The 14,976-nt window shown below is 71.3% G+C and carries 13 protein-coding genes and 1 tRNA gene; 1 reads left to right on the forward strand and 13 read right to left on the reverse strand.

Going from position 1 to position 14,976, the window contains the following annotated elements; all coding sequences use genetic code 11:
- Positions 1 to 91: 91 nt before the first annotated feature.
- From CP980_RS10655 to CP980_RS10715, 13 genes are all read right to left on the reverse strand, one after another.
- A complete protein-coding gene (locus CP980_RS10655; RefSeq protein ID WP_373312831.1) occupies positions 92 to 781 on the reverse strand; it encodes an arsenate reductase/protein-tyrosine-phosphatase family protein in 690 nt (229 codons plus the stop codon).
- On the reverse strand, positions 778 to 1,425 hold the full coding sequence (locus tag CP980_RS10660) for an L-threonylcarbamoyladenylate synthase (RefSeq protein ID WP_030153769.1): 648 nt from the start codon (positions 1,423 to 1,425) through the stop codon (positions 778 to 780). The genes CP980_RS10655 and CP980_RS10660 overlap by 4 nt, the downstream gene beginning before the upstream one ends.
- A 49-nt stretch (positions 1,426 to 1,474) precedes the next feature.
- Entirely contained in the window at positions 1,475 to 2,320 is an 846-nt protein-coding gene (prmC, locus tag CP980_RS10665; RefSeq protein WP_030153768.1) for a peptide chain release factor N(5)-glutamine methyltransferase, read from the reverse strand.
- Positions 2,321 to 2,393: 73 nt separating this feature from the next.
- Positions 2,394 to 3,473, reverse strand: a complete 1,080-nt coding sequence (gene prfA, locus CP980_RS10670) for a peptide chain release factor 1 (protein ID WP_099889439.1) — start codon at positions 3,471 to 3,473, stop codon at positions 2,394 to 2,396.
- A gap of 111 nt (positions 3,474 to 3,584) precedes the next feature.
- Entirely contained in the window at positions 3,585 to 3,803 is a 219-nt protein-coding gene (gene rpmE / locus CP980_RS10675; protein ID WP_030153765.1) for a 50S ribosomal protein L31, read from the reverse strand.
- 190 nt (positions 3,804 to 3,993) lie between these two features.
- A complete protein-coding gene (locus CP980_RS10680) occupies positions 3,994 to 5,094 on the reverse strand; it encodes an LCP family protein (protein WP_132756800.1) in 1,101 nt (366 codons plus the stop codon).
- 248 nt (positions 5,095 to 5,342) lie between these two features.
- Positions 5,343 to 7,451: a transcription termination factor Rho gene (gene rho / locus CP980_RS10685; RefSeq protein ID WP_132756799.1), complete on the reverse strand. Its 2,109-nt coding sequence runs from the start codon at positions 7,449 to 7,451 to the stop codon at positions 5,343 to 5,345.
- Positions 7,452 to 7,882: 431 nt separating this feature from the next.
- On the reverse strand, positions 7,883 to 8,809 hold the full coding sequence (thrB, locus tag CP980_RS10690; protein ID WP_048476407.1) for a homoserine kinase: 927 nt from the start codon (positions 8,807 to 8,809) through the stop codon (positions 7,883 to 7,885).
- 320 nt (positions 8,810 to 9,129) lie between these two features.
- Positions 9,130 to 10,200: a threonine synthase gene (thrC, locus tag CP980_RS10695; RefSeq protein ID WP_123512518.1), complete on the reverse strand. Its 1,071-nt coding sequence runs from the start codon at positions 10,198 to 10,200 to the stop codon at positions 9,130 to 9,132.
- Positions 10,201 to 10,206: 6 nt separating this feature from the next.
- Positions 10,207 to 11,499 carry a homoserine dehydrogenase gene (locus CP980_RS10700; protein ID WP_165937277.1) on the reverse strand — a complete coding sequence of 431 codons (1,293 nt, stop codon included), beginning with the start codon at positions 11,497 to 11,499 and terminating at the stop codon, positions 10,207 to 10,209.
- Between the two features lie 158 nt (positions 11,500 to 11,657).
- Positions 11,658 to 13,049: a diaminopimelate decarboxylase gene (lysA, locus tag CP980_RS10705; protein WP_150528053.1), complete on the reverse strand. Its 1,392-nt coding sequence runs from the start codon at positions 13,047 to 13,049 to the stop codon at positions 11,658 to 11,660.
- A gap of 19 nt (positions 13,050 to 13,068) precedes the next feature.
- A complete protein-coding gene (gene nrtL / locus CP980_RS10710; protein ID WP_150528054.1) occupies positions 13,069 to 14,079 on the reverse strand; it encodes an ArgS-related anticodon-binding protein NrtL in 1,011 nt (336 codons plus the stop codon).
- A 77-nt stretch (positions 14,080 to 14,156) separates the two neighbouring features.
- Entirely contained in the window at positions 14,157 to 14,558 is a 402-nt protein-coding gene (locus tag CP980_RS10715; protein WP_373312832.1) for a response regulator, read from the reverse strand.
- 174 nt (positions 14,559 to 14,732) lie between these two features.
- Between CP980_RS10715 and CP980_RS10720 the strand changes: the two genes are divergently transcribed.
- Positions 14,733 to 14,804 (forward strand) — tRNA-Arg (locus tag CP980_RS10720).
- Positions 14,805 to 14,976: the final 172 nt, after the last annotated feature.

Consider the following 14,976-nt stretch of genomic DNA (forward strand, 5'->3'; position numbering starts at 1 on the left):
TGGGCTGTCCGGAATAGCCCCACTCTAGGGCGCCCAGTCCCGCTCTGCCCGATTTCGACCCCTTCGATGTGCGGGGCGCGGGGGATCCGGGTCAGTGCCGGGCGTTGACGCCCGTCAGGGCCGTGACGACCGGGTCCAGGGCCTGGTTGATCTCGTCGCCGATCGAGCGGAAGAAGGTGATCGGCGCCCCGTACGGGTCGTACACCTCGTCCGCGTCCGGCGACGGCGCGAGCAGCCAGCCCCGGAGGGCGGCGGCGGCCCGCACCAGGGCTCGGGCGCGCTCCGCGACCCCGCCGTCCAGCGGCGGCAGCGTGGCCGGATCTATCGCCCGCACCAGCCGCGTGAACTCCTTGAGCGTGAACGTCCGCAGCCCTGCCGAATGCCCCATCGAGATGACCTGGGCCCGGTGGTCCCGGGTGGCGGTGAGCACCAGGTCCGCCCGTATGACGTGCTCGTCCAGCAGCTCGCGCCCGGTGAAGCCGGTCGCGTCCGCCCCGAAGTCCGCGAGCACGGCCGCCGCGTTCGCCTCCATCGGGGCCCCCTCGTGGCCCCACGTCCCGGCGCTCTCCACGATCAGGTCGCCGGCCGGAATACCGCCCAGCCGGTGCGCCAGCGCATGCCGGGTCAGCCGCTCGGTGATCGGCGAGCGGCACACGTTGCCGGTGCTGACGTGGAGGATGCGGAAGGTGTCCCCGCCGGCGCCCGCCGGGTGGGGGTCCCCCCAGCCGTGGCTCGCGCCGGAGGTGTGCCCGCTTGCTATGCCACGCCCCTCAGGGCTCACGGGGCCACCTCGAGGTCGGGTACGACCTCCCGCAGCTGCTCGGCGGTCAGCGCCCCCTCGCGCAGCAGGACGGGAACCTTCCCGGTGACGTCGACGATCGACGACGGCTGGATCCCCGGGGTCGGGCCGCCGTCCAGGTACACGGACACGGAGTCGCCGAGCATCTCGCGCGCCGCGTCGCAGTCCTCCGGCGCCGGGTGGCCGGTCAGGTTCGCCGAGGACACGGCCATCGGGCCGACCTCGGTCAGCAGCTCGATCGCGACGGGGTGCAGGGGCATCCGTACGGCCACGGTGCCGCGGGTCTCCCCCAGGTCCCAGGCGAGCGAGGGCTGGTGCTTGGCCACCAGCGTCAGCGCGCCCGGCCAGAAGGCGTCGACGAGCTCCCAGGCCTGCTCGGAGAAGTCCGTGACGAGCCCGTGCAGGGTGTTCGGCGACCCGATGAGGACGGGGGTCGGCATGTTGCGGCCGCGCCCCTTGGCGGCGAGCAGGTCGCCGACGGCCTCCGCGCTGAAGGCGTCCGCGCCGATCCCGTAGAGGGTGTCGGTGGGCAGCACGACGAGCTCGCCGCGGCGCACGGCGGATGCGGCTTCACGCAGACCCGTCTTGCGGTCCGTCGCGTCGTTGCAGTCGTATCGCCGGGCCATCAGCGGGACTCCTCGTGCAGCAGGGGGGTGGAGGGGCGGGTCGGGGGCGTCACGGCATGGCCTTGCGGGCCGTGGCGAAGCGCGGGCGGTTGTTCAGGTCGGGGTGGTCGGCGGCATCCGCCCATCCCCGCTCCTCGGCGAAGATCCACGGCACCTGGCCGCCCTGGGTGTCGGCGTGCTCGATGACGACGATGCCGCCGGGCCTCAGCAGGCGGTGCGCGGTGCGCTCGATGCCGCGGATGGTGTCCAGGCCGTCCTCGCCGGAGAACAGGGCCATCTCCGGGTCGTGGTCCCGGGCCTCGGGGGCGACGTACTCCCACTCGGTGAGCGGGATGTACGGCGGGTTGGAGATCACCAGGTCGACCTGGCCGTCCAGCTCCGGCAGGGCGCTCAGCGCGTCGCCCTGGTGGACGGTGACCCGCGACCCCTCGGCGTTCTTGCGGGTCCACCGCAGGGCGTCCTCGGACAGCTCGACCGCGTGCACGCGCGAGCGCGGCACCTCCTGGGCCATGGCCAGCGCGATGGCGCCGGAGCCGGTGCACAGGTCCACGATCAGCGGCTCGACGACGTCCATCGCGCGGACGGCGTGTATGGCCCAGTCCACGACCGACTCGGTCTCGGGCCGGGGCACGAAGACCCCGGGCCCGACCTGGAGCTCCAGGTACCGGAAGAAGGCGCGGCCGGTGATGTGCTGGAGCGGCTCGCGCGCCTCGCGGCGGGCGACGGCCTCCCAGTAGCGGGCGTCGAAGTCCGCGTCCTTGACGTGGTGCAGTTCCCCCCGCTTGACGCCGTGCACGAAGGCCGCGAGCTCCTCCGCGTCGAAGCGCGGTGAGGGCACGCCGGCGGCGGCCAGCCGCTGGGTGGCCTGGGCCACCTCGGCAAGCAGCAAGTTCACGCTGGTCCTCCGGGCTGCTGTCGTACGGGGGTGGTGCGGGGGTCGTGCACGGTGAAGCGGGTCGAGCGGGGGATCAGTGCGCGGACGCCAGCTTGGCGGCCGAGTCCGCGTCGACGCAGGCCTGGATCATCGGATCGAGGTCGCCGTCGAGCACCTGGTCCAAGTTGTACGCCTTGAAGCCCGTCCGGTGGTCCGAGATCCGGTTTTCCGGGAAGTTGTACGTACGGATCTTCTCGGAGCGGTCCACGGAGCGCACCTGGCTGCGGCGCACGTCGGAGGCCTCCTGCTCGGCGGCCTCCTGGGCCGCGGCCAGCAGGCGCGACCGGAGGATGCGCATGGCCTGCTCCTTGTTCTGGAGCTGGCTCTTCTCGTTCTGGCAGGAGGCGACCACACCGGTGGGGATGTGCGTGATGCGCACTGCCGAGTCGGTGGTGTTGACGGACTGGCCGCCGGGGCCCGACGAGCGGTACACGTCGATGCGCAGGTCGTTCGGGTTGATCTCGACCTCGACCTCCTCGGCCTCCGGGGTGACGAGCACGCCCGCGGCGGAGGTGTGGATGCGGCCCTGGGACTCGGTGGCCGGAACGCGCTGCACGCGGTGGACGCCGCCCTCGTACTTCAGGCGGGCCCACACGCCCTGGCCGGGCTCGGTGGCGCCGTTGCCGCCCTTGGTGCGTACGGAGACCTGGACGTCCTTGTAGCCGCCGAGCTCGGACTCGGTGGCGTCGATGATCTCGGTCTTCCAGCCCACGCGCTCGGCGTAGCGCAGGTACATGCGCAGCAGGTCGCCGGCGAACAGGGCGGACTCGTCGCCGCCCGCGCCCGCCTTGACCTCCAAGAGCACGTCCTTGTCGTCGCTGGGGTCGCGCGGGACCAGCAGCAGGCGGAGCTTCTCGGTGAGCTCCTCGCGCTGGGCGCTCAGCTCCTTCACCTCGGCCGCGAAGTCCGGGTCGTCGACCGCGAACTCCTTCGCCGTCTCGATGTCCTCGGCGGACTGCTTCCAGGCACGGAAGGTCGCGACGATCGGGGTCAGCTCCGCGTAGCGCTTGTTGAGCTTGCGCGCGTTGGCCTGATCCGAGTGGACCGAAGGGTCGGCGAGCTTCTTCTCAAGATCGGCGTGCTCGCCGACCAGTTCCTCGACCGCCTCGAACATCGGGGGCTCCTGAAGTGAAAAGTGTGAAAAAGGGCTGCGGGACGACAAAGGCGCCGGTCCGGCTGCCCCCGTGTGGACAGGGTGCAGCCGGGGTCCGGCGCCGGGGGCTCGCTACTTCGAGCCGGCAGCCTTGCCGAAGCGGGCCTCGAAGCGGGCGACACGGCCACCGGTGTCGAGGATCTTCTGCTTGCCCGTGTAGAACGGGTGGCACTCGGAGCAGACCTCGGCACGGATGGTGCCCTCGGTCAGGGTGCTACGGGTGGTGAACGACGCGCCACAGGTGCAGCTGACCTGGGTCTCGACGTACTCGGGGTGAACATCGCGCTTCAAGGTGTCTCCTAGATTCGGGAGGGCGCCGGGTCGCAGGAGCCGAATTGCGCACTGCGTGAACCGGGGCCGACAGACCAGTCTGCCAGGACCGGGCTGCCTGTCAAAATTCTGAGGACGCCTCCCTCAACGAGGGGGGTCAGGCATCTATTCCGCTCCCCTACGGGAAGCCCCTGACCAGGCATTTCGCGGACTATTGGACGATCTGCCCGGCGCTGCCCTTGTCGCCCATGGAGTTCGCGGTCGCCTCGGCCGGGACCGGCTGCTCGGCCAGCAGGGCGTCCCAGACCATCTTGGACTCCTTGGCCAGCGGGGCGACCCGGTCGGGGTCGCGGGGGTCCGGGCCCACGGGCAGGGTGATCATCTTCATGTCCTGGGCGTCGATGCCCTGGAGGCTCTGCGCGAAGCCCATCAGGGACTTCACGTCGCCGAGGGACTTGTCGGTGGTCAGCGCCTTGGTGCCGGTGTCGGCGAGGTCGAGCAGCCGCTTGGGGTTGTCGAAGACGCCGATGCCCTTGACCTGCTTGATCAGGGCCTTCATGAACGCCTGCTGGAGCTGTATTCGGCCCAGGTCGGAGCCGTCGCCGACGGTCTTGCGGGTGCGTACGAGGCCGAGGGCCTGCTCGCCGTTGAGCTTGTTGGGGCCGGCCGGGAGGTCGAGGTGGCTCCCGTAGTCCTTGATCGGCTTGTTGGTGGTCACCTCGACGCCGCCGAGGTTGTCGATGATCTTCTTGAAGCCCGTGAAGTCGACCTCGATGTAGTGGTCCATGCGGATCCCCGACATCTTCTCGACGGTCTTGACCGCGCAGGCGGCCCCGCCGATGGTGAACGACTCGTTGAACTGGGAGCGCGAGCTGCCGCGGTCGGTCTTGCCGTTGGCCGTCGTGCAGGCCGGCCGGTTGACCATGGTGTCGCGCGGTATCGAGACGACGGTCGCCTTCTTGTGGCCGTCGTACAGGTGGACGATCATCGCGGTGTCGGAGCGGGCGGAGCCGCCGTCGTCCGGGCCGTACTCGGAATTGGCGCCGCCGCGGGAGTCGGAGCCGAGGACGAGGATGTCCATCGAGCCGTTGTCCACGTTCTGCGGGCGGTCGGTGCCCAGGGCCTGGTCGATGTCGACCGTCTTGAGGTTCCCGTTCAGGTGGAAGTAGAACCAGCCGAGACCCGCCCCGCCCAGCAGGACCACGCCGGCGGCGCTCCACGCGGCGATGACCAGGGCCCTGCGGCGCTTCGGCGGTTTCCGTCGGCGCCGGCCCGCGGCACGCCTGCCGCCGCCCCTGCTGTCCTCGCTCATGCTCTCCGCTCTCCTCGTCCTCCTGTGCTGCCTCTGACACAGACGGCCTAACATCCCCCAGGGTTCCACGACCCCTGGGGGACAGTACGGCGGCAAGGCAGGCAAACGCGGCATGTGTGGCGAAGCTCGCACGGTCCCCCTACCCTGCGCGGGGCTCGGAAACGGCGCGGGAAAACGCGGGACCGCCCCCGCCGCGGCTGCGGTGGGGGCGGTCCCGGTGATGCCGTGTACGGCGACGGATCGAGGGATCAGTCGTCGTTCTTGCCCGACGGGGTCGTCTTGGCGATCTGCATCAGGAACTCGGCGTTCGACTTCGTCTGCTTCATCTTGTCGAGGAGCAGCTCGATGGCCTGCTGCGAGTCGAGCGCGTGCAGCACCCGGCGCAGCTTCCAGACGATGGCGAGCTCCTCGCTGTTGAGGAGGATCTCCTCCTTGCGGGTGCCCGACGGGTCGACGTCGACGGCCGGGAAGATGCGCTTGTCGGCGAGCTTCCGGTCGAGCTTGAGCTCCATGTTGCCGGTGCCCTTGAACTCCTCGAAGATCACCTCGTCCATGCGCGAGCCGGTGTCGACCAGCGCGGTGGCCAGGATGGTCAGCGAGCCGCCGTCCTCGATGTTGCGCGCGGCACCGAAGAAGCGCTTCGGCGGGTACAGCGCGGTCGAGTCGACACCACCGGACAGGATGCGGCCGGAGGCGGGCGCCGCGAGGTTGTACGCGCGGCCCAGACGGGTGATGGAGTCCAGCAGGACGACCACGTCGTGACCCAGCTCGACGAGGCGCTTGGCGCGCTCGATGGCCAGTTCGGCGACGGTGGTGTGGTCCTCGGCCGGGCGGTCGAAGGTCGAGGAGATGACCTCGCCCTTGACCGACCGCTGCATGTCGGTGACCTCTTCCGGACGCTCGTCGACCAGGACGACCATCAGGTGGCACTCGGGGTTGTTCGTGGTGATCGCGTTGGCGATCGCCTGCATGATCATGGTCTTGCCGGTCTTCGGCGGGGCCACGATCAGGCCTCGCTGGCCCTTGCCGATCGGCGACACGAGGTCGATGATGCGGGTCGTCAGCACGCCCGGGTCGGTCTCCAGACGGAGCCGGTCCTGGGGGTACAGCGGGGTCAGCTTCTGGAACTCCGGGCGGCCGCGGCCGGATTCGGGCGCCATGCCGTTCACCGAGTCCAGGCGCACGAGGGCGTTGAACTTCTCGCGGCGCTCGCCGTCCTTGGGCTGGCGCACGGCACCGGTGGTGTGGTCGCCCTTGCGCAGACCGGCCTTGCGGACCTGGGCGAGGGAGACGTACACGTCGTTGGGGCCGGGCAGGTAGCCCGAGGTCCGGATGAACGCGTAGTTGTCGAGGATGTCCAGGATGCCCGCGACGGGGATCAGGACGTCGTCGTCGGCGACCTGCGGCTCGTTCGGCGCGAACTCGTCGCGGCCACGACGGCCGCGGCGGTCGCGGTAGCGTCCGCGACGGCCGCGACGGCCGCCCTCGTCGTCGAAGTCGTCCTCGGGACCGTTGCCCTGGGGGCCCTGGCGGTCCTGGCGGTCCTGACGGCCCTGCTGCTGGCGGTCCTGACGGCCGCCCTGCTGCTGGCGGTCCTGGCGGTCGCCCCGGCCACCGCCCTGGGCCTGGCCGCCCTGGCCGCCGCCCTGACCCTGGCCGGCCTGGCCCTGACCCTGGGCGCCCTGGCCCTGGTCGTCGGCCTTGGCGCCGCGGTCGCGGCGGTCACGGCGGCCGCCCTCGCGCTCGGCACGGTCACCGCGGTCGCGGCGGTCGCGCCGGCCGCGGCCCTCGCCCTCCTGGGCGGGAGCGGAGACGGCGGTGGCCGCCTCCGCCTTGACCTCGGCCGGAGCGGTCGCGGTGGTGGTGGCGGTCTCGGTCTTGGCCTCTACCTGCACGGCGGCGGGGGCCGCGGTCTCCGGGCTGCCGGAGGGGGCCGTGGCCCGACGGCGGCGGCGCTCGCCGGCCGGGGCGTCGTCGGAGGCCGGCTGGCCCGGGATCTCGATCTGCGCCTGCGCGGCAGGCTTCTCGGCGGGCGCCTCTGCGGCGGCCTCACCCGTACGGGCCTTGCTGGTGGCGCGGCGCTTCGGCTTGGCCTCGGCGGCGTCCGCGGCGGGAGCCGCGGCCTTGGGGGCGCCGCCACCCGCCTGCGCCTCCTTGATGACCTCGATCAGCTGGCTCTTGCGCATCCGCGCGGTGCCCCTGATACCGAGGCCCGACGCGACCTGCTGGAGCTCGGCCAGGACCATGCCCTCAAGGCCGGTGCCGGAGCGGCGACGCTTGGGGGCGGCGCCCGCGGCGGGGGCACTGGTGTCGACAGTGGTGTCGGCAGCGCCCATCAGATCGGTGGTGTCGCTCACGAAGGGTCCTTCCCTGGAGCGGACGTCGGCCTGTCTGGCTCGGCGACCGGTTGTGCTGTCCGGCGACGGTCCATGGCTTGGTGGGTCATGGGCCGCAGCCGGGGCGGTGGTCCGCCGAAAGAGGAACGGCGGAGAGAAACGTGCGTGGGTGGTTCCGGCGAGAAGCCCCCGAGCTGGAAGCGTGGGAATGTCACGCCGATTCCGGAGCGTGCTCGAAACTGCTGGCAGCGATCAAAGCAGTCGGGGAGGCTCCCGGAAGAAAGGTGGTCCCGGATGGGGACACTGAGCACCGAGCCATGGCGGCTTCGGCTGCGCACTTGAGACTAACACTACCGGATCCAACAGATATTCCCCCTCTCAATCACCGGCAATCGCGCCTTCAGCGCGGGCGGCCTGCCCTGGCCGCCCGCCCCTGGCGGGTATGCCCCGACCTAGCCGCCCTGGTTTCCCAGCGGCAGGACGCTCGCGCCCGCGGCGTCGAGGGCGAGCCGGTTCGCCGCCCACCCCTCGCCCGCGAGCTGCGCGACCTTGTCGGCCGCGCCGTTGTCGACCAGCGCGAGGACCGTGGGGCCCGCGCCGGAGATGACCGCGGGGATCCCGTCCGCCCGCAGCCGGTTGACGAGAGCGACGCTCTCCGGCATCGCCGGGGAGCGGTACTCCTGGTGGAGCCTGTCTTCGGTGGCGGGCAGCAGCAACTCGGGACGCCTGGTCAGGGCTTCGACGAGCAGGGCCGCACGGCCCGCGTTGACGGCCGCGTCCACGTGGGGGACGTTGCGCGGCAGCAGACCGCGCGCGGTTTCCGTCAGGACCGGCTTGGAGGGGACGAAGACCACCGGAACGATGGAATCGGCGGGCTCCATACGGATCGCCTTGGCGCTGCCGCCGTCCATCCAGGCGAGGGTGAAGCCGCCGAGGAGACAGGCGGCGACGTTGTCGGGGTGCCCCTCGATCTCGGTGGCGAGTTCGAGCAGGGCCGCGTCGTCCAGCTTCGCCTCTCCGCCTATGGTCACGGCGCGGGCGGCGACGATGCCGGCGCAGATGGCGGCGGAGGAGGACCCGAGGCCGCGGCCGTGCGGGATGCGGTTGGCGCAGACGACCTCAAGGCCGCGCGGCTGCCCGCCCAGCAGGTCGAAGGCGGTGCGCATGGAGCGTACGAGCAGGTGGCTCTCGTCCCGCGGGAGGGTGTCTGCACCCTCCCCCGCGATGTCGATGTTCAGACCCGAGTCGGCCACCCGGACGACGACGTCGTCGTAGAGCCCCAGGGCCAGGCCGAGGGCGTCGAAGCCCGGGCCGAGGTTGGCACTGCTGGCGGGGACGCGCACCCGTACGGCGGCGGCGCGGAACGCTGGACCGGCCATCGTCCGATGACACTCCTTGTGACTGTGCGAGACGAGATCTTCGCTGGCTCGCTGCGAATGTACTGGAGAACGTACGACACCCGAAGGCCCTCTGGGCAGCACCACGGTCATATGCGCGGTGGCGGATGTAAGTACAGCGTATCGAAGGAAGGTTCTCTCGCGACATAGGGCGCACAGGAGGCGCACGATGCGTGTCGGTGTCTTCCGGTGGATCTCGGCGAACGCCGTTGACTTTTGTGCCGTACGGCCTGAGTTGCCGGATTCCGTGAGCCTCCGGGAGGCTCACGGAATCCGGCAACCGGGTGACCGGGTGACCGGGGTCAGACCAGGCCGAGGCGGACGGCCGCGGCCTCCGCGTCCACCGGGACGGTGACCGGCTGCGGAGCGCCGGCGACGGCCCAGTCGGGGTCCTTGAGGCCGTTTCCGGTCACGGTGCACACGATCTTCTGGCCGGGGTCGACCAGACCCAGCTCGGCGGCCTTGAGCAGGCCGGCCACGGACGCGGCCGAGGCGGGCTCGACGAAGACGCCCTCCTGGGCGGCCAACAGGCGGTAGGCCGCCAGGATCTGGCGGTCCGTCACCTCGTCGATGAAACCGCCCGACTCGTCGCGCGCGGCCAGCGCGTAGTCCCAGGAGGCCGGGTTGCCGATCCGGATCGCGGTGGCGATGGTGTGCGGTTCCTTGACGATCTCGCCGCGCACGATCGGTGCGGAGCCGGAGGCCTGGAAACCCCACACGCGGGGCGTACGGGAGGCCAGGCCGTCGGCCTTGTACTCCTTGAAGCCCTTCCAGTACGCGGTGATGTTGCCGGCGTTGCCGACGGGCAGCACGTGGATGTCGGGGGCGTCGCCGAGCGCGTCGACGATCTCGAACGCGGCCGTCTTCTGACCCTCGATGCGCACCGGGTTGACCGAATTGACCAGCGCGACCGGGTAGTTGTCGGACAGCGCGCGGGCCAGGTCCAGGCAGTCGTCGAAGTTGCCGTCGACCTGGAGGATCTTGGCGCCGTGCACCAGCGCCTGGCCCATCTTGCCGAGCGCGATCTTGCCCCGGGGCACGAGGACGGCGGAGACCATCCCGGCGCGCACCGCGTACGCGGCTGCGGAGGCCGAGGTGTTGCCCGTCGAGGCGCAGATGACCGCCTTGGCACCCTCTTCCTTGGCCTTGGTGATGGCCATGGTCATGCCGCGGTCCTTGAAGGACCCGGTGGGGTTCGCGCCCTCGACCTTGAGGTGGACCTCGCAGCCGGTGCGCTCGGAGAGCACCTGCGCGGGCACGAGCGGCGTACCGCCCTCGCGGAGTGTGACCACGGGAGTCGTGTCCGTCACCGGCAGGCGGTCCCGGTACTCCTCGATGATGCCGCGCCACTGGTGGGTGCGATTGCTGCTCATGGGTCCTTACTCCCCTTCAACACGCATGATGCTGGCGACACCGCGCACGGTGTCCAGCTTCCGCAGTGCCTCGACGGTCCCGGAGAGGGCGGCGTCGGGCGCGCGGTGAGTGACGACGACGAGGGAGGCCTCGCCGTCCTTTCCCTGCTGGCGGACGGTGTCGATGCTGACCCCGTGCTCCGCGAACGTGGTCGCCACCTGGGCGAGGACGCCCGGCTTGTCGGCCACATCGAGGCTGATGTGGTACCGGGTGACGACGTCGCCCATGGGGCTGACCGGCAGCTGGGTGTACGCCGACTCGCCGGGCCCCGTTGCCTCGGCGAGCTTGTTGCGGCAGACGGCGACGAGGTCGCCCAGGACCGCCGAGGCGGTCGGAGAACCGCCCGCGCCGGGCCCGTAGAACATGAGCCGCCCCGCGGCCTCCGCCTCGACGAAGACGGCGTTGTACGCCTCGCGTACGGAGGCGAGCGGGTGGGTCAGCGGGATCATCGCCGGGTGCACGCGGGCGGTGACGGACTCGCCGTCGGCGGCGCGCTCCAGGATGGCGAGGAGCTTGATGGTGCAGCCCATGCGCTTGGCGGAGGCGAAGTCGGCGGAGCTGACCTCGGTCATGCCCTCGCGGTAGACGTCGTCGAGGCGGACCCGGGTGTGGAAGGCGATGCCGGCCAGGATCGCGGCCTTGGCGGCGGCGTCGTAGCCCTCGACGTCGGCGGTCGGGTCGGCCTCGGCGTACCCGAGGGCGGTGGCCTCGTCGAGCGCCTCCTGGTACCCGGCGCCGGTGGAGTCCATCTTGTCGAGGATGAAGTTCGTCGTGCCGTTGACGATGCCCATGACCCGGTTGATCTTGTCGCCGGCGAGGGACTCGCGCATCGGGCGGACCAGCGGGATGGCGCCGGCGACGGCGGCCTCGTAGTACAGGTCCAGCCCGTGCTGGTCGGCCGCGGCGTGCAGGGCCGCGCCGTCCTGGGCGAGCAGCGCCTTGTTCGCCGAGACGACGGAGATGCCGTGCTCGAAGGCGGTGGTGATCAGGGTGCGGGCGGGCTCGATGCCGCCGATGACCTCGATCGCGACGTCGATGTCGCCGCGTTTGAGGAGGGCGGTCGCATCGGTGGTGACCAGCGCGGGGTCGATGCCCTCGCGCACCTTGGAGGGGCGGCGCACGGCCACGCCGGCGAGCTCGACGGGCGCGCCGATGCGGGCCGTGAGGTCGTCGGCGTGCGTCGTCATGATGCGCGCCACCTCTGAGCCGACCACTCCACAGCCCAGCAGCGCCACCTTCAGCGGACGCGTACGCATCATTCGACCTACGCCTTTCGATCTTCCATCACCACCCGGCGTGCGGTATTGCCCGCCGGGTCTCAACCAGTCTCACTCAATGGACAGCACTTTCCATCCTCGGTCCATTGAGTGAGACACCTATTTTGGGGGTATGGGGGCTTCTCCCTGAAATAACCGGATCATCCGAGGTCGAGACGCAGGAGATCTTCCTCCGTCTCGCGCCGGACGATCACCCTGGCCCCTCCGTCGCGCACGGCGACGACGGGCGGGCGCAGGGCGTGGTTGTAGTTGCTGGCCATGGAGCGGCAGTACGCCCCGGTGGCGGGTACGGCGAGGAGGTCTCCCGGGGCCAGGTCGGCCGGCAGGAAGGCGTCCTTCACCACGATGTCGCCGCTCTCGCAGTGCTTGCCGACGACGCGGACGAGCATGGGCTCGGCGTCGGAGACGCGGGAGACGAGGGTGACGGCGTACTCGGCGTCGTAGAGGGCGGTGCGGATGTTGTCGGACATGCCGCCGTCGACGGAGACGTACGTGCGCAGCCCTTCGAGCGGCTTGATCGTGCCGACCTCGTACAGGGTGAAGGCGGTGGGGCCGACGATGGCGCGGCCGGGCTCGACGGAGATGCGGGGCGCGCGCAGACCGGCGGCCTCGCATTCGCGGGCGACGATCTCGTGCAGGGCCTTCGCGATCTCGTGGGGCTCGCGCGGGTCGTCGGAGGAGGTGTAGGCGATGCCGAGGCCGCCGCCGAGGTCGATCTCGGGCAGCTCGACGCCGTGCTCGTCCCGTACGGCGGCCAGCAGCCGCACCACGCGCTTGGCGGAGACCTCGAAGCCGGCCATGTCGAAGATCTGCGAGCCGATGTGGGAGTGGACGCCGAGCAGGTCGAGGCTGTCGTGCCCGAGGGCGCGCCGTACGGCCTCGGCGGCGGAGCCGTCGGCGACGGCGATGCCGAACTTCTGGTCCTCGTGGGCGGTCGCGATGAACTCGTGCGTGTGGGCCTCGACGCCGACCGTCACGCGGATCTGGACGGGCTGGCGCACGCCCAGCTCGCGGGCGATGTGCGCGACGCGGGCGATCTCCTGGAAGGAGTCGAGCACGATCCGGCCGACGCCGGCGGTGACGGCCCGGGTGATCTCGTCGACGGACTTGTTGTTCCCGTGGAAGGCGATCCGCTCGGCGGGCATGCCGGCGGCAAGGGCGGTGGCCAGCTCTCCGCCGGAGCAGACGTCGAGGTTGAGCCCTTCCTCCCGCAGCCACTTCACGACGGCCTTGGACAGGAACGCCTTGCCCGCGTAGAACACGTCGGCGTCGGGCCCGAAGGCGTGCGCCCAGGCCCGGCAGCGCGCCCGGAAGTCCTCCTCGTCGAGGAAGTAGGCCGGGGTTCCGAACTCCTGGGCGAGGGTGGTGACGGGGACGCCCCCCACGGTCACCACCCCGTCCTCGTCCCGCCGCACGGTCCGCGCCCAGACCTTCTCGTCGAGCGCGTTGAGGTCGGCGGGCGGCGGGGAGTAGTGGCCCTCGGGCAGGACGTCGGCGTGGCGGGGCCCGGCGGGGTGCGCGGAACGGCTCATCGGTATCTCTCTTCGCAGATCACAGGCAGTCAGGTGCGTCTATGCCGAGAAGGGCCAGGCCGCCGGCCAGCACCGTCCCGGCGGCTTCGGCAAGAGCCAGCCGGGCGCGGTGGGCGGCCGAGGGTTTCTCGTCCCCCTTGGGCAGGACGCAGTGCTGAAAATCGAGCAGCTCGTCGGCGAGGGCGACGAGGAACCGTACGAGCCGCTCCGGCGCCCGCCGGTGCGCGGCGGCCTCCAGTACGAGGGGGTACTCGGCGAGGAGGCGCAGCAGGGCGGGGGCGGGGGCGTCGGCGGGTCCGGGGGCGGGGGCGTCGACCTCGCCGGGCTCGGCGTGGAAGCCGAGGCGGGCGGCGCCGCGGCCCAGGGCCTTGGCGCGGGCGTGGGCGTACCGCACGAGGAAGAACTCGCTGGACTCGTCCTGGACCAGGAGCGCGGGCCCGAACTGGGGGGTCTCGCGGGCCGGAACGCAGAGCGCGGCCCAGGTGGCGGCGTCCCGCCCGTAGGCGGCGACCACGTCCCCGTCGCGGCGCGCGACGGGGGCGACGCCGGGCGCCGCTGCGCCGTCTTGCGGCCCTTCCCCTCCCTGGCTCCGCAGGATGCGTACGACGGCCTCGTGGACGGCGCGCTGCCGGAACCCGGCGGTGGGGGCCCAGCAGAAGGGCCCGGCTTCGAGGGCGTCGTCCGCGTACCCGTAGCGCGCTCCGCGCGCCAGCACTTCGGCGACGAGACCGGCGCCGCCGCGGGGGGCGAGGGTGAAGTTCAGGAACCCGGCGCCGGTGATCTCGACGCGGTCGAGCCCGGGCTCGACGGCCAACCGCCGAGCGAGCACCTCAGCGACGTGGCCGGGAGCACTTCCCCCGGTCTTGGCGACCTGGAAGGCGACGGGGGTGGCGTAGTCACCCACTCCGCCGGGCCGGGTCCGCTCGACGACGACCCGCTCGGGCACGCCCGCCCCGGCGGGCAGCTCCCCGTCCTCGACGGCGCGGCGCACGGCGCGTGCGACGGTGCTGGAGAGGTCGGCGGGGGTCACGGGACCAGCCTAGGGGAGAAGCCCTCCCATCCCGCGAACGGTTTCGCCATGTGAACAGGTGACCGCCGCCACCGCCGCTACCCTCTGCCCCGCCCGGCCGGCGTGCCCTTCCGCTCGCGCCGGTCATTGCGCTCGATGAGCCGGCGTACGACCCGTACGAGCTCGGCGGGCTCGAAGGGCTTGGCGAGGAACGCGTCCACCCCGGCGTCGATGCCCGCCTCCACCTCGTGCTGCGTACAGGCGCTCACGATGGCGAGGGGCAGATGGCGCGTACGCGGATCGGCACGCAGCTGCGCGGCGGTCCCGAACCCGTCCAGGCGGGGCATGACCACATCAAGGGTGATCACGTCGGGGCACACGCGGTGCACGATGTCCAGGCATTCGGCACCATCGTTCGCGGTCACGACCTCGAAGCCCTCCAGCTCGAGATTGACCTTGATCAGCTGCCGGATGACCTTGTTGTCGTCGACAACAAGCACCCGGCCCGAGGCGCCTGGCACAACTCGAGAGTAGGTCCGCCTAAGCCCCCGCGTCCGGGTTTTTGCCACTTCCACCCCCTCCGAGCGACCCGGGCCCCCCAGGGCCGTAATCGGTTCCTGATCACCCCGCGGAAGCTGGTAGTGTTCCACCCGTCGCCGCAACGCGAACGACACGCCCCCGTAGCTCAGGGGATAGAGCAACGGCCTCCGGAGCCGTGTGCGCAGGTTCGAATCCTGCCGGGGGCACTTCGCAGGAAGTGCCCAAAGACCCCGCCATCAGCGAGTTCGCTGAGACGGGGTCTTCGCGTATGTGCAGCCACATGCCAGGCCAAGCAGCCGTATGACAGCCTCTGCGGCCTATTCGCGGCCTGGAGTCGTCCACAACTCCCCAGGTCAGCCTGGGGAAACACGAAGGCCC

Source organism: Streptomyces vinaceus, from assembly GCF_008704935.1.
In the GTDB taxonomy this organism is placed as follows: Bacteria; Actinomycetota; Actinomycetes; order Streptomycetales; family Streptomycetaceae; genus Streptomyces; species Streptomyces vinaceus.

What these genes read in the sequence shown, in the direction of transcription:
- CP980_RS10660 (WP_030153769.1), bottom strand. Translation starts at nt 1,425, where the DNA reads ATGGCCCGGCGATACGACTGCAACGACGCGACGGACCGCAAGACGGGT.
- prfA (WP_099889439.1), bottom strand. Translation starts at nt 3,473, where the DNA reads ATGTTCGAGGCGGTCGAGGAACTGGTCGGCGAGCACGCCGATCTTGAG.
- CP980_RS10680 (WP_132756800.1), bottom strand. Translation starts at nt 5,094, where the DNA reads ATGAGCGAGGACAGCAGGGGCGGCGGCAGGCGTGCCGCGGGCCGGCGC.
- thrB (WP_048476407.1), bottom strand. Translation starts at nt 8,809, where the DNA reads ATGGCCGGTCCAGCGTTCCGCGCCGCCGCCGTACGGGTGCGCGTCCCC.
- thrC (WP_123512518.1), bottom strand. Translation starts at nt 10,200, where the DNA reads ATGAGCAGCAATCGCACCCACCAGTGGCGCGGCATCATCGAGGAGTAC.
- CP980_RS10700 (WP_165937277.1), bottom strand. Translation starts at nt 11,499, where the DNA reads ATGATGCGTACGCGTCCGCTGAAGGTGGCGCTGCTGGGCTGTGGAGTG.
- lysA (WP_150528053.1), bottom strand. Translation starts at nt 13,049, where the DNA reads ATGAGCCGTTCCGCGCACCCCGCCGGGCCCCGCCACGCCGACGTCCTG.